The following is a 14,116-nucleotide window of genomic DNA, read 5'->3' on the forward strand; positions in this document are numbered from 1 at the left end:
TCGACGCACTCCGGACAAGTAACCTCATGGGCGCGGCATGCAGGATTAACCGAGCCCAGCCGGTCATGAGTGCGGCCGGCGCTCGGCTGCTCGATTTATTTGCGCGATAAGCTCGCGACCATGTCCGCGGAGGTATTCAAACTTAACGCTGCGTCCGGGAGCTCTTGCCCTCCAGTTTGCGACGCTCCCCCGCCCATCCAGTGATCGTTTATTTCGTCGGATAGTTTGACCCGGCTCTACCGAATCGCCGCTTCAGGATCATTCTTTCCGATTTCGTCACGCTCGTATTTCTGCCGCGTCCTACACCGATTGGGCGCGAACAAAACTGAGCGCCTTGGAACCCGAACCCGTGCGTCGTGACCGGGAGCATCCGGGGCGAACTCATCCGCTCGGGGGCATCGCATCACCGGACGGCGACAGGCACGGTCGACCGGCATCTCGGCATCGGCTGGGAATTCGTCCATGGTCTGCATTGGCGACGACGCTTCCTGAGGCCACGTAGCCCTTATGCCAAGCTGGGCGCCCGGGTCGAGCGCGTAATGACGACAATTGCTTCGCTGCAGGTCAAACGCTTTCCGGGCCACCTGCAAAGTCTTCACCCGGCCGTACAGCGCCCAAGACCACTGATGTGATCGACAAGAGCCTTTTTGATAAATCTGCGCTATTCTCCTGTCGCGCACGGACGACCGCGTGGCGAAGAGCAGGGTCCGAGATGAGAGCCCTGCCGCGCAGCTTCTATCGTCGCGCCTCGTTTGCGGCATCCGTGCCTACCCTCTTCGGACCTCGTGGGTTCCAACCGGCGACGAGGCGTGCATAGGCGCCCTCGGCCTGCTCCACCCAGCGGCGCTCTTCTTCCCGGTGGCTCTTTATGTTGTAGGCGTGCGCTCCCTTTTGGCCGCGCACAGCCTTGCTCCCGGCCTTGAGTTCCACATCGCGCAAGCTTCTTGGCATGCAGGGAGGGTCGAGCCCACGCGTAACTCTCGCCCTTCTCAACAGATGACAGATCACGACAGAGAGTTTGCGTGCGGTTGCCACGGCCGCGACATGCTGTCCGCGCCGGGCTCGCACGCCGCAGGGAGAAGGCTCGCAACGGTCCGGGAGCACGAGCGGCCGCCCAGGCCGCCTCGACGAGCATGCCGCGCGCATGACCACGGCCCTGCTTGGTGATCCGCCCATGGTAGGCCGGACCTGGCCGGACTGCTGGACGCTTGGGTTCAACCCGAGATAGGTCACGAGCTTCTGCGGATCGTCGAAGCGCGACACGTCGCCGATCGCCGCCCTTCATCGCCAGCGCGACGGTGATGTCGACGCCGGGAATGGTCATCAGCCGCTTCACGCCTTCATCCTCGAGAGCCGAGCGGACAAGATCGCGTTCGATGACCTGGAGGTCTTCGCCCAATCGGTCGAACTCGCGCAGATGCCCATCGATCGCGAGGCGCTCGTCCTGCGGTACGACCTGCTCGATTAACCAGGTCCGACCCTTGGCGCCGCACAGGTCAGCATGCGGGCAGGACGGATCAGGTGGCTATGAAGGATCGACTGGATGACGCTCTTCAATCGAGATCTCTGTCGGACAATCTGATTGCGCCGTGTCACCTGTCGACGCAGAGCCTGCGTCGGCTCGTCCGCAATCCAGACTTCTGGCAAGAAGCCGCTGGCATAGAGCTGCGCAAGAACGTCGGCGTCGATCGTCGTTTTGATCTTGGCATAGGCAACGATAAACACCTGTTTCGGCTTGGCGATCCCCACCTTCTTCACATGCGGCGCAACCACAGCTGCAGCGGACGTCGCGTTGCCGGTGGCCTCGATCACCCCGACATCGTTCGGCGACAGCTTCGCGGCGAACGCCGCCAGCAGATCGCGCCGCATGTCGACGCGGCCGAGTCGCCTGAGCCTGCCCTCCTCCCATGCCACTGCTTCGGCGAAGGCGCGGTGAATATCCAGTCCGATGATAAGCATGCCCGTTCCTCCTTCTTGGCTCGGTCAAAGACGGGAGCTGGCGGGCAACACGACATCTACTGATCCGCGCTCGCAGCGCATCCGGGAAAGTCGCGAGGGGCGGCCATGTAACGAGCTCGGGCTCTCAGCCCACGGTCTATTGACGGCCTGCCTGCACCTTTGTGCTCCCGGTGCCCCACGTCCCGGATGGGCTCACCATAAGGGCGTTCCAAAACAAGAACAGCAGGACGAGAAGGCACCACAGATCACATACCGGATAGCGGCAAGGCCAAGCGCTTCGTTCAGATAGGCTTGCGCCAATGGGCTTAGGCCGAGCCTACAACAGCTCTCAAAAACGCTGCCGGACTGCTGCATTGGCTCGCCGATACAATTGGCACAGGCCTCACGGCAGCTTAGGATCAAACCGCCCATCAGTCGCCTCGGACTGGAAAGGTGCACCCTATTAGGTTCCACGCCTAGCTAGGTCGGGGCCGCCGAAGACGCTGGTTGATAGACCGGCGCCATCGGCCCGGCGTTTCAAACTGCCAATCTCTGACCTGCACAGTACGAACGATTGCTCGCTTCGGCAGATCACGCGGCTCATATGTCGGACCTTAACGTCATCCATCATAAACTTTTTGCGACAAAAGATTGCAAGAATGCTAAATTGTTAAAGTCGTTTGTTTCGGTTAAAGGCATCCATCCCATGGATGGCTGATGACATGCGTTTCAAAGGACTTGATCTAAATCTCCTCGTTGTGCTCGACGCACTCCTGACGGAGCGTAATCTCTCGGCGGCGGCACGCAGGATTAACCTGAGTCAGCCCGCCATGAGTGCGGCCGTCGCCCGACTGCGCGATTATTTCCGCGATGAACTGTTTACGATAAGAGGTCGCGAAAGATTTCTAACCCCGCGTGCGGCAGCATTTGCCCCCGCAGTTCGCGACGCTCTCCAGCACATCCAGTGCTCGATTATTTCTTCGGATCCGTTTGACCCAGCTCGAGCCGATCGCCTCTTCAGGATCATTCTTTCCGATTTCGTCACGCTCGTGTTTTTCGAAAAGCTTGTGGAGCGTATTTCACGGGAAGCCCCCGCCGTCAGCTTCGAACTGCTGCCTGTCGACGATAGCCCCGATGAGCTTCTCCGGCGCGGTGACGTCGATTTTCTAATTCTACCGGATATGTTCACGTCGAGTGTGCATTCAAGCGTTGCGCTGTTTGACGAGAAGCTCGTGTGCGTAGGCTGTCCCACAAACAAGCAGCTGCCACAGCAGCTTACATTCGAGAGATACATGTCGATGAGGCACGTCGCGGTCAGGTTCGGGCGTACGATGAAGCCGTCTATCGAGGAATGGTTTTTGCTTGAGCATGGCCTTAAGAGACGTGTCGAGGTCGCCGTGCAGGGCTTCAGCATGATTCCACCTATGGTGTCCGGCACAGCTCGTATAGCGACCATGCCCTTACGGCTGGTCAGGCATTTCGAAAAAACGTTCCCCCTGCGGGTTATCGAACTTCCGCTGCCATTTCCCACATTCACCGAGACCCTCCAATGGCCGGCCCTCCACAATAGCGATCCGGCAAGCATCTGGATGCGGGAGATAATGATACAGGAGGCATCTCGGATGGCTGCCCCGCTGTGAACCCACGGAAAATTCAGGCGCACCTATAGTCACTACTCCTGTCACCATCTACTTTGACGACAATAGCCCTCGCCGGATAAAGTCGATGCTGGCGGCAAGTGCGCCTGCGAGATCGTCCAGAGAATGGACTTCCTCGACCAGCTCGAATGAGAAAGGTCCCGCGTAGCCGCCATCCAGCAGCGCCTGAATCTGGCTGCCATTGTCGGAACCTGCAAGAAAGCGATCGGGGTAAATCCAGAAGGTCGGGTCGTTTACGCTTGAAATGTGCACCAGGCCGGTAAGCTCGCAGAACAGGCATGTCTCCCCGGCCAGGGTGTGGTGGAACGTGTCGTGCACGAGGCGAAAGACGGACTGGCCATCAACCGCGGCAACGGCCTCGGCCGCTTCCTTCTTTGATCGAAGCGAGCAGGTTCGGAAACCCAGCGGCTCGATGAGACCGATCAGACCCCGCGACTGGAGGATTGGCTTGATCTCGTTTAGAGCGAAACGAAGATTGTCCTGGCGCTCGCTATTGGTGGGCCACGAGCTGCGGTTGGCCGGCACCAACACGAGCGTCTCCGCCCCGCACGCCGTCGCATAATCGGCGAGGTTGCTTGCCTCGGCCTGACGCGTTGGAGTCCAGTCGTTGAACCGCTGCAAGGCGTTGACAGAGATGATCGTGACGCCCGCTTCGGTAGCGGCCAACCGAACGTCCGCAGCCGGAATGCCGCGTGCGACAGGATTGCTGAAATGAGGGTAACGGATTTGGACGTCGGTCAGGCCTTGGTCACGGGCAAGCGCGAAAAGCGCACTGACGTCAAGGCGGGGCGCCGCCATGTGATCGAGTGCAAAGCGGGGCGATACCTGGCGCATTGCTTGACTTTCCTTCCATGAAGCGCGGCTGCCATTTCGGCATCCGGCTTCTTTCAAGACGGAACCACGCCGGTTCACAGATCGGACAGAGACGGCCGAGTCAATCGAGCTTTCCTTTCATCGGTGAAAGGAAAATGGGCGCTCATGATAGAAATCCATCAAGGTCAAATATTTTCCGGAAGATAAATGTCGAACGGCAGAAATGTCTGCCCCGGGCTCTCCGCGACGCCGGCTTTGATGGCCCGCTCCATTGCCATTATCAGCTCCTGGCAAAGTCGGCGCATTGGCGTGCCGACCGCCATCGTCAAGATGTCATCCGCAAGCGCCCCACGTGACTGCGGCGTCATTTCACTCACGATCGCGACGAGATCCTGACCGCTCCCCTCTTCTCGGAGCGCGGAAATTGCCCCCTCTATCCCCCCGCCGGCCATATAGAAGCCGACGAGCTCTGGTTCCCGCTGCATAAGATCCAGCAATTTTTCGTAAGTGAGCTGCCGTTCATCAAGGTTCACGAGCGCATCAAGCACCTCGAATTTTGGCGCGTTCTCACGAAAATACGCACGAAAGGCCGTTTCCCGCGTCGCATGCGCCTGGAAGCGATGGCTTCCGACAAACACCGCCACCTTGCCGGGCCGTTTTGCGGCCTTGGAAAACACCCAAGCGGCAGTCCGTCCGACCTTGCTGTTGTTGAGGCCGATGTAGCCCTCGCGCACGCCATCGGCGAAGTCGGATAGCAGCGAAAATACCGGGATACCTTTCGCCTTGAGCTCCTCGACTGATGCTGTGATTTTCGGGTGATCGGCCGCCACCATGGCGATCGCCTGGCAGCGGCTCCCAAGGTCCTTAAGAAGCGGGAGCAGGTCACGCGGCAAATGTGACTGCGCGAACTCGATGATCGGAAGGCCGTGGAAGGATTTAGCCATACTGACCGACTCTTCGATCTTGCGAGCGAAATCTTGGTAGAAATCGTGGGTAGGTTTTCTCAAGATGAAGCCCAGCTTGTAGTGCGGCAGGTGCTGCTGCAAGCGCTGTTTGATGAGACCGGCAGCATGATAGCCGATCGCGTGCGCGGCCGCATGGACCCGCTGGGCGGTCTCCTCTCGCACCGGAAGGCGGACGTTCAGAACCCGATCGACTGTTGCTACGCTGACTCCGGCTTCGCGGGCGAGATCGGCTATTGTGACGCGCTTTCCCCTAGCGATTCTGATCGGCCGGTCCTCCATCATCCGGTGCGCTCCCGCGACGGCTTGGGGCGGCAAGCTGAAATAGTTCCCCCACCCCGCGGATAGCGCATTCGACGAACAGCGCTCCATGCGCACCCAGATGAGTCTCCGTGAACCGTTCGTTTGCTTAGGGGCTTCATGGTGTTGTATTACTCACTGCGTTAGTACTCTATTTCCAGCGCTCTTTGGAGGCTGGCAATTCGACTGTTGTGTCAAGGCCGCTACTTACACGTCGCGCTGTTGCGATCTTGCTTGCGGGGAGCCAGTTTGATGTAACCCTAACCGCGGAAAGCGGTTTCCATCCGTGACTGGTCCAATTCGCCTTCCCAGCGAGCGACAACGAGCGATGCCACCGCATTACCGACTAAATTCGTCAGCGCGCGGCATTCCGACATGAAGCGGTCCACGCCAAGAATTAGAGCCATTCCGGCAACGGGAACACTCGGCACGACAGAGAGAGTAGCGGCCAATGTGATGAAGCCGGCGCCGGTGACGCCTGCCGCACCCTTCGAGGAAAGCATCGCAATTAGCAGCAGGAGGATCTGATCGGCAATTGACAAATCTGTGTTCGTCGCCTGGGCGATGAAGAGGGCGGCGATCGTCATGTAGATATTGGTACCGTCCAGATTGAATGAGTATCCAGTAGGGATGACGAGACTTACGACCGAACGGGCGGCGCCGGCCTTCTCCATCTTCTCCATTAGCGAGGGCAGCGCGGCCTCCGAGGAGGACGTTGCCAGGACAAGCAGCAGCTCGTCCTTGATGTAGCGGACGAGAGAAAAGATCGAGAAGCCGTTGTAGCGGCAGACCGCGCCGAGAACCCCGAACACGAAGAGGAAGGCGGTAAGATAGAACGTCGCGACCAGTATCGCGAGGTTGGCCACCGAACCGATTCCGTATTTGCCGATCGTAAAGGCCATTGCGCCGAAGGCGCCGATGGGTGCAGCCTTCATCAGAATGCCGACGAGCTTAAAAATGGGGGCGGTAAGCGCCTGGAGAAAGGTAACGACCGGCCTGCTCGTCTCTCCGGTCATCGCCAAAGCAATGCCGAACAGGACCGAGAAGAACAGGACTTGCAGGATGTCGCCTTCCGCGAAGGCACTGGCAATCGTTGACGGGATGATGTTCATCAGGAAGCTGGTCACGGACTGCTCGTGAGCCGTGGCCACATAGCCCTTAACGGCTTGGACATCGAGCGAGGCCGGATCGATGTTGAGGCCGGCGCCAGGTTGAACGATATTCGCGACAATCAGTCCGACAACGAGTGCAAGTGTCGAGAAGGTGAGGAAATAAACCATCGCCTTGGCGGCAACTCGGCCGACCTTCTGCAGATCGCTCATGCCGGCAATGCCGGTCGCAATTGTCAGGAAGATGACAGGTGCGATAATCATCTTGACGACTTTGATGAAGGCATCGCCGAGCGGCTTCAGGCTCTGGCCGGTTTCCGGATAGAGGTAGCCAATTGCGGCTCCCAGGACTATGGCGGCAAGCACCTGCACGTAGGTCCGGGCAAAATGGGGCTTGCGGGGCGCTGCGATCGCGCGGGGGACTCTTGGAACCAACACCGTTTCTCTCTCCCTGACCGGATCGGGGTGGGGGCTCCTCCTTCTCCCATGCTGCGCTCCGGTCGAGCGCTGCTGTCATCTCGGAGCAAGCGCCGTGCCAACTGGAGGCCTGTCCCGTCCAGCGAGATTGGTGCGGGTTGCGCACTGGAACCCTCCACCTTTGCCGGAATTTGCACTCAAGGCTCGCCAAAGATCGCGTCTGAAGAAGTGCTTCGCCAGAGAGGGAATTGACCAGGTCGCCTTGCGGCCGTGTCTTTGATGTCTGCCGCAGATCGACTGCCGGCCGATATCTCTGTCGTCTTGGTGACTTTGGTTTGTCAGTTTTGCGACGGAATGCGCGCAAACTGCAGGATATCCTACACGCCCATCAGAGCACGCGGTACAAGCGATTAAGCGTAGGAGCGCATTGAATCTCCGAGGTCAAAAAATCTTGAATAAGGTCCCCGTGCGAAGTGAATCCGCAACTCGTCAAAGTTCTCCACCGTTTGATCCAGCGGTCGCGTTTCCTGGCGCTGCAGGATGGCGTTATCTGATGGCTCAAGCGCTGGAACGCCCAGGAAATCCCAAACCGCTCCCAGGCATTGGGCAGGTTCGTGAAGTAGGCTCTCGTATTCCATTACAAGCAGGTTGGTCGACGTGAAGGAGTCCATAACGCGAGCGTGAAAATCGTCGGCGGCTTTGAAATAAGCCTCACAGTCGGCGATTGACAACCTGACGCTCGGTGGCCGAGCGGTATCGTTGTCCCAGCTGAACTTCAGCCAGTGACCGCTTTCCCTGGCCTGCACAAAGGATCGGAGCGATTCCAATACGTTTCGGCGAACAACAAGGATGACCTTGAGTGCTGGCCAACGAGCCAGTTCCGCAAAGAATGCGGGACGCTCGCGAAACTGAGGTTCATTGATCTTGCATCCAAGATGCGTCACATTCTTGTAGTCGCGCATAGGGCAGCGCACATAGGCAAGCTCAAGAAGCTCGCGATCCGTGCCTAGCAGGCGATCAGTGCTGGGCCAATTGGGATCATATTCGTTTAGCAACTCACCGTTACTCAAAACGGTCGGATGCTCGTTTAGCAATTCTTCTAAATAGTGTGTTCCGGTCCTTGGCATAGCAAGGATCACAAAAGGCTCAAGAGTTGCTTCGTTGTGGGTCATTGCATGTGTATCCAACTAAATAATGGCCGCGACGGTCTGTGGACGCGCACAAGAAGCTTGGCTGCTATCGATTGAACGCTCCGGGTGGGTCCGCGCCTCACCATCCAGCCTGTTCTTCGAGGTGTGGTCGCGAAGCTGGGCGGGTGCCTGCAGCGGCTGGGTGGCGCCCGGCTTCGGCGTTGTACCACTCGCGATTCCTAGCATACGCATGCCTCCGGGCCGCTGTGGGCAGTTTGCATCCGGCATTGCGGACCTCCTTCTGGTTAATGGGTGTAAGCAAGCGTCAACGCATTAGTCGTCGATGAAACAGTCCAGCCGACAGAAAAAAAGGCAATACAGCGAACATGCAAAGTGCGCCTATATGCAGCCCTACATTGTCGCCCAGGCGGCCGAGCATCACCGGACGGATTAGCTCGATAGAATTCGCCAGGGGCGAGAAGGCCGCAATCTGCTGAAACACTCCTGGCAATTGGCCGACTGGAAAAACCGCGCCCGAAAGGAACAGCATGGGTGTGATGACAAGCGTCTGATAGAAAATAAAATAGTGATAACTGGGCGCGAGCGCGATGACGAGCATGGCCAGGCTCGCAAAGGCGAATCCGGTGAGAGCGACGACCGGTAGCACGTAGAGAACCGACGTCCACGCGGCATAACCTAGCGCGGCCGCAACAATCGCAATTGTCGTACCGGCCAGAAAAGCCTTTGTGGCTGCCCAGGTCAATTCACCGAGAACGATGTCGCCGAGGGTAAGTTGTGTGTGCAGGATTGCTTCCCAAGTGCCCTGATCGCGCATTCGACCGAAAACCGCGTAAATTGTTTCGAAGGTTGATGCTGTCATCGCGCTCGTCGCAACCATGCCGGCTGCCAGAAAGGCGATGTAGGATGCACCTTCGATGCGGCCTACCAACAGTCCAAGGCCAGTGCCGAGCCCGAAAAGGTAAATCATCGGATCAGCAAGGGTGCCGAGCATTGAAGCAAATGCCACCTTCTTCCATGCCAGATGATTGCGGCGCCACACCGCCATCCAGTTCCAGGCGTTGGCGGGTAGAGCGGCCGCAAAACGTTCACCCATTGCTCACTTCTCCATCTCACGTCCGGTTAACCGCAAGAAAACGTCCTCCAGACTGGGTGGACGCTCTAGAATACGCAGACCCGCTCGACCGCGAAGCTGGATGCGCACATCCTCCGGCTCAGGCGCATAGCAAAAGAGCGTCTCGCCGCTTACCTCGACACGCTGAACGTACGGTCTGATCAGCGAAATCAGCTCCTGTGGATTACCGCCGAAGATCTCGATCACGTTGCACCCAATGTACTCGTCGATCAGCGCATGAGGACTGCCCTCGGCGATCTTGCGTCCCCGCTCGAGAACACACAGCCGATCACAAAGCCGCTCAGCCTCTTCCATGAAATGGGTGGTCAAAATGATCGTTTTTCCGCTCGCCAGCAGGAAACGAAGTCGCTCCCAGATCAGATGGCGGGCATGCGGGTCGAGGCCGGTCGTGGGCTCATCCATCACAAGCAACTGGGGGTCGTTGATCAGAGCACGTGCCAGCGTCAGGCGCCGCTTCATCCCGCCGGATAGCAGGCCGACACGTGAATCCGCCTTGCTCTCAAGGCGAGCGAACTCGAGCAGCCGTGGGATGACGGCGTTGATCTCTCTTGTACTCATGCCGAAGTAGCGCCCGAACACCAACAGGTTCTCACGTACCGTAAATTCCAGGTCGAGATTGTCGAACTGCGGGACCACGCCTATGCCCTTGCGGGCCAAGCGGCTGCGTGCCGGCACTGGTAGACCGAGGACTGTTATATCACCCGCGTCAGGCCGGGTCATACCGAGGAGCATACGCGCAATCGTGCTCTTGCCTGCGCCGTTAGGCCCCAGCAGACCGAAGCACTCTCCCGATGCAACGGTGAAGGACAGCCCGTCCACAACGAGCTTGTTTCCGAATAATTTGGTTACGCCGGTAAGGTCGATTGCTACATTGGACATGCGTCTATCTCAAGCGGAATGAGTCCGATTGGCCACCGGCAGCTTACTTGCGAATTCTGGTTCAGAGCAGGCCACCGCCTTGAGATGACACCTTTGGAAAGTCGCGGCCGGAGCGACGTGTGTATCGCTTCCGCCAAAGAATAACGTCAAGATGCCACGTGTCGCTTCCACATAGTCCCCGTTCTGACCATAGGTAACTCGACAAGCTTCACCCCGTGTCGACTGACACAACTTACTCGGTCACTCGGCGCTGCAAGGCCGTCAGACTTCACTAGCTGTGAGCGAAAGATCTGCAGTATGAAGTGACTCCGCAATTCCAGAATTGCCCGCAGCATTTGCTCCGCCAAGCGGCATCGCGCTTGTGATTTCCTTTGTGCTGCTGTTGGGCAGGGGAACACTTTTACGCGACAGCCAATCGCTATTGCTCAATGTACACAGGGCGTAAGCCTTCAAGGGGATCAACAGGAATATCCTGATTAACGCGTGCATTGAATAGCCGATGAATCGAAGCTGCCGAGTGCGGAAAGATAACACCGTAGATCTGATTATGGTCATCGTGACAATAGCCAGCACCGTCCACCAATTTACTGTATGTGAAAATAGTAACTCACCGAGCGCCGTTACTACCGCGATGCCGAGCAACAATGGGCCGAGATTCTCTCCCATCACATCCAAAGTTAGATAGCGATCCAGGCCACGCAGTAGACCTCGCGCAAGCATCGTGTCCCGGAAAGTGCTTCGTGCCCAGCGGAGTTGTTGGCGCAAATAAGGTCCCATCTTGTCCGGAACGACTGTCGCCGCGACGGCACCTGGAACGTACTCGGTTCGAAAGCCTGCTTTCAGCATGAGGATCGTAAGATGACGGTCTTCACCGAAGTCGCTTGGTTTCCCCCTGAACAGCTGCGTCTCGTATTGATCCAGCAGAGAAAGGAGACAAGACCGGCGGTACATTGCACATGGGCCGCAGCAGCACATGACCGCACCAAAGCGACCTTGCGCCGCGCGCTCCTCATTGCAAGCCAGCCAGTATTCCATATCGATCAATCGGGTCAACCAAGTGTCGCTGCGGTTGTATGCCGTCAGCTGGCCCATGGCCGCTCCGACCATGGAATCCCGCATTTTTACTGCAAGCTTCGTGATGACGTCGGACGCAAGTGTCGTGTCAGAGTCGACGCTGAGCACGAAATCTCCAGATGAGCGGCGGATGGCGGCGATCTGCGCCTTGCGTTTGCCAACATTTTCGCGGAGCAGAATGAAATTGAATCTCGGGTCGCCCTCGTAGGCGTGATGTACCGGGATGACGGCATTACGATTTCCAGAACCGTCGTCAACCAGATAGACCTGAAATGTTCCGGAGTAATCTTGATTTGCAATGGAAGCTAAACACGCCGCGAGTGTGCGCGGGTCCTCATTGTAGCAGGGGATAATGACATCCACGCTCGGCCAACGGTCGGATCCGAACAAGCTTTCCGACGGCGGCGTAACATTTTCCGGTTGGGAGTAGACCGCTTGCATGCCTCTGTAAACAGTCGAGAGCACCGCATAAGACGAAACGGCAACAGTACTGGCTGTGGTGAGAAGGTCCATAGGATCTCTGTTTGTTCAGGGATGTTGAGGAAGTGATCGGATTACAAATCCGCGGCCGTGCAATTCTGGAATTAGGCGTGACAACGCTGTCACCGTCTGGTCGCGCAGACTGGCTTGATTGCCTGGTTGCAATTCGTCGGGAGCGCACCCGTCGTGCAACAGCACGATTGCGCCCGGCCGGATATCGGCGAGCACTCTGTCGACGATGGCGTCAACGCCGGGGCGAGACCAGTCGCGTGGATCAATGGACCAATGGACGGGCGCCAATGCCTCACCCGCTAATGCAGCGATTACTTCTTCGGTCCAGATGCCATAGGGTGCACGAAAGTACCGAACCATGGCCTGCGGGCAAGCCATCCCTATGACTCTGTTTGCCTCAACTATCTGGCAGTCGACTTCGACGGACCCGCATTTAGCTAGGTCCGGATGAGTCATCGTGTGGTTGGCTATACCGTGGCCGTCTGTAATAATTCGGCGAACGAGTTCCGGCTCGTCGGCCGCGTAGGCCCCAACAACGAAGAAGGTCGCCGGCACCTGATGTTGCGCCAGCACATTGAGTATCTGCGGTGTGAAAAATGAATTGGGACCGTCGTCAAACGTCAGATAGACGCTGCGCTCTGCAATGCGATCGGCATTGTCACTCTGCCCTTCGCATATGTAGTCCAGAGGCTTCATAGTTCCGGACCGTTCCGGTCGATCAGGGTACCAGACGGCCACTCGTCCATCGAGCGTCCGATCGGCGAAACCAACACGAGTACGTCTTCCAGGCGCGTGGGCGGCAGGTCGGGATGCACATCTGGACGGGTCGACCGTACGCGAACGCCCGACACAATGTTCGCGAGGCCGGCTCTGCAGAATCTTTCGACATGGTTTCGCAGCGCGTGCCGAACCGTGCCGAAAGCGAATGGAACACCCAACTGATGGAGCACTGGGTACGCCACGCGCATCGAAAAACCGATTCCGAGCCCTTCAAGATCCGGACGAACCGCGTACAGGCCCAATTCAGCGACGATCAAGTCGACCTCGCCAACTTTGATGAAGCGCCGCAGCATGCCGATGTGAGCCGCTACCCCATGCGCGTCGTAGCCGATTGCGCGGAATTCCGGCCTCGCGCCGGCCCAACTGCGGCCGCCTTCGAATGGCTCCGCGTTGAAGGCGCCAGTCCGTCCATAGGTCTTTCGAAAAAAGTCGGAGAGTTCGACATGGTCGGCCAGTTGCAGCTCATTTTCCCAGCACAACTTCCACTCGACATTCGGACGCATGGAAGACCTCACCTTGTAGCTGTCTGGTTGAGATAAATGTCCAAGCATTGATTAAATAATTGGCGTCGCGCCAACGGGGCGTAACTTGTGGGGACCGCCGAAAGACCAAGCCGCAATGCAGATGCGACTGACTTTGTACGCCCCGCACACCAGATGATGCTCCTCAGATCCAACGCAACCATCGGAACTACCTATCTTTCCAACTTGAAGCGCTTCTATGGGACCTGCAGCAAAAACGGTAAAATCCTTTGTTTAGATGAAAGGTATCCACGCTTTGGATAACTGGGCGAATGCGTTCCATATGGCTGGTCAATTATCGTCGTCACGCTCGAGGCACTTCTGACGAAGCGCAAAGCTCACGCCCGCGGCACGCGCGGCCGTTGCCGGGCCGCGCGATTATCTCCGTAAGAGCCGAGTGGAGCTCAGACACGACGATTGATCAGAATCTGATTCGCGGGTTCAGTATCTCTTTCGTGTATCCAGCTCTGGGCTGTCCTTTGGCGGGAGTTAGGTTCGCCCAGGTTCTGAGCCTGGGGCGTTGGCCCGTTCGCCGCGCAGGCTCCTTCGCACATCGTCGAGGCCGAGAAAGAGGGGCCACACAGCTCCCCCTGTACTTTCCACCACCCGACACCAGCGCTCACCCAGGGCGCCGGCCTTGCTCACCTCAACGGATAGCGCACTCGCGCCGCTTCACGATTAAAAGAATTCTACAAGCAAGATGCCTGTTTGATCGAGAGACGTCCGCTGCCAATTCCCGCATCGCAGAGGCAGCCAATAGCGCTCGCTTTACATAGTGGTCCGGCAAGCAGCTAGATACGACAGGTGACCTCAAATGAGGCGTCTTGCATGGCTTCTACACCTGCCTGAATGCCAGAACTGCGTTCGTACCGCCCATGGCGAAGGCGTTG

General features: G+C 58.0%; 10 protein-coding genes and 1 pseudogene. 1 reads left to right on the forward strand and 10 read right to left on the reverse strand.

Going from position 1 to position 14,116, the window contains the following annotated elements; all coding sequences use genetic code 11:
• Nucleotides 1-735 precede the first annotated feature (735 nt).
• Nucleotides 736-1,959 (reverse strand): annotated as a pseudogene (locus P9236_RS30340) (IS110 family transposase).
• A 701-nt stretch (nucleotides 1,960-2,660) separates the two neighbouring features.
• On the opposite strand from P9236_RS30340, the gene P9236_RS30345 reads away from it, so the two are divergent.
• Nucleotides 2,661-3,578, forward strand: coding sequence for a LysR family transcriptional regulator (locus tag P9236_RS30345; protein ID WP_063170390.1), 918 nt, complete (start codon nucleotides 2,661-2,663; stop codon nucleotides 3,576-3,578).
• A gap of 48 nt (nucleotides 3,579-3,626) precedes the next feature.
• On the opposite strand, the gene P9236_RS30350 is transcribed toward P9236_RS30345, so the two are convergent.
• The 9 genes from P9236_RS30350 to P9236_RS30390 all read right to left on the reverse strand — a co-directional run bounded on the left by P9236_RS30350 (nucleotide 3,627) and on the right by P9236_RS30390 (nucleotide 13,208).
• Nucleotides 3,627-4,430 carry a TIM barrel protein gene (locus P9236_RS30350; RefSeq protein ID WP_063169395.1) on the reverse strand — a complete coding sequence of 268 codons (804 nt, stop codon included), beginning with the start codon at nucleotides 4,428-4,430 and terminating at the stop codon, nucleotides 3,627-3,629.
• 164 nt (nucleotides 4,431-4,594) lie between these two features.
• Entirely contained in the window at nucleotides 4,595-5,656 is a 1,062-nt protein-coding gene (locus tag P9236_RS30355) for a LacI family DNA-binding transcriptional regulator (RefSeq protein WP_051695606.1), read from the reverse strand.
• Between the two features lie 275 nt (nucleotides 5,657-5,931).
• Nucleotides 5,932-7,215 (reverse strand): dicarboxylate/amino acid:cation symporter, encoded by a 1,284-nt coding sequence (locus P9236_RS30360; RefSeq protein WP_210326678.1) that lies wholly within the window; start codon nucleotides 7,213-7,215, stop codon nucleotides 5,932-5,934.
• Nucleotides 7,216-7,607: 392 nt separating this feature from the next.
• The gene (locus tag P9236_RS30365; protein WP_063169397.1) at nucleotides 7,608-8,369 is read right to left on the reverse strand and encodes a sulfotransferase domain-containing protein; all 762 of its coding nucleotides are present in this window, start codon (nucleotides 8,367-8,369) and stop codon (nucleotides 7,608-7,610) included.
• Between the two features lie 283 nt (nucleotides 8,370-8,652).
• Nucleotides 8,653-9,441 carry an ABC transporter permease gene (locus tag P9236_RS30370; protein ID WP_063169398.1) on the reverse strand — a complete coding sequence of 263 codons (789 nt, stop codon included), beginning with the start codon at nucleotides 9,439-9,441 and terminating at the stop codon, nucleotides 8,653-8,655.
• A gap of 3 nt (nucleotides 9,442-9,444) precedes the next feature.
• Nucleotides 9,445-10,359 (reverse strand): nodulation factor ABC transporter ATP-binding protein NodI, encoded by a 915-nt coding sequence (nodI, locus tag P9236_RS30375; RefSeq protein ID WP_024505873.1) that lies wholly within the window; start codon nucleotides 10,357-10,359, stop codon nucleotides 9,445-9,447.
• Nucleotides 10,360-10,620: 261 nt separating this feature from the next.
• Nucleotides 10,621-11,946 (reverse strand): chitooligosaccharide synthase NodC, encoded by a 1,326-nt coding sequence (nodC, locus tag P9236_RS30380; protein WP_063169399.1) that lies wholly within the window; start codon nucleotides 11,944-11,946, stop codon nucleotides 10,621-10,623.
• A 15-nt stretch (nucleotides 11,947-11,961) separates the two neighbouring features.
• On the reverse strand, nucleotides 11,962-12,621 hold the full coding sequence (gene nodB / locus P9236_RS30385; RefSeq protein WP_063169400.1) for a chitooligosaccharide deacetylase NodB: 660 nt from the start codon (nucleotides 12,619-12,621) through the stop codon (nucleotides 11,962-11,964).
• Complete coding sequence (locus P9236_RS30390; protein ID WP_063169401.1) at nucleotides 12,618-13,208, reverse strand: NodA family N-acyltransferase; 591 nt, start codon at nucleotides 13,206-13,208, stop codon at nucleotides 12,618-12,620. Before P9236_RS30390 ends, nodB begins: the two co-directional genes overlap by 4 nt.
• Between the last annotated feature and the right edge of the window lie 908 nt (nucleotides 13,209-14,116).

Source organism: Mesorhizobium sp. WSM4884 (assembly GCF_029625675.1).
Classification (GTDB): Bacteria; Pseudomonadota; Alphaproteobacteria; order Rhizobiales; family Rhizobiaceae; genus Mesorhizobium.

Coding starts and splice junctions, on each gene's coding strand:
- P9236_RS30370 (WP_063169398.1), bottom strand. CDS start 9,441: ATGGGTGAACGTTTTGCGGCCGCTCTACCCGCCAACGCCTGGAACTGG.
- P9236_RS30345 (WP_063170390.1), top strand. CDS start 2,661: ATGCGTTTCAAAGGACTTGATCTAAATCTCCTCGTTGTGCTCGACGCA.
- nodB (WP_063169400.1), bottom strand. CDS start 12,621: ATGAAGCCTCTGGACTACATATGCGAAGGGCAGAGTGACAATGCCGAT.
- P9236_RS30390 (WP_063169401.1), bottom strand. CDS start 13,208: ATGCGTCCGAATGTCGAGTGGAAGTTGTGCTGGGAAAATGAGCTGCAA.
- P9236_RS30355 (WP_051695606.1), bottom strand. CDS start 5,656: ATGATGGAGGACCGGCCGATCAGAATCGCTAGGGGAAAGCGCGTCACA.
- P9236_RS30350 (WP_063169395.1), bottom strand. CDS start 4,430: ATGCGCCAGGTATCGCCCCGCTTTGCACTCGATCACATGGCGGCGCCC.
- nodI (WP_024505873.1), bottom strand. CDS start 10,359: ATGTCCAATGTAGCAATCGACCTTACCGGCGTAACCAAATTATTCGGA.
- nodC (WP_063169399.1), bottom strand. CDS start 11,946: ATGGACCTTCTCACCACAGCCAGTACTGTTGCCGTTTCGTCTTATGCG.
- P9236_RS30365 (WP_063169397.1), bottom strand. CDS start 8,369: ATGACCCACAACGAAGCAACTCTTGAGCCTTTTGTGATCCTTGCTATG.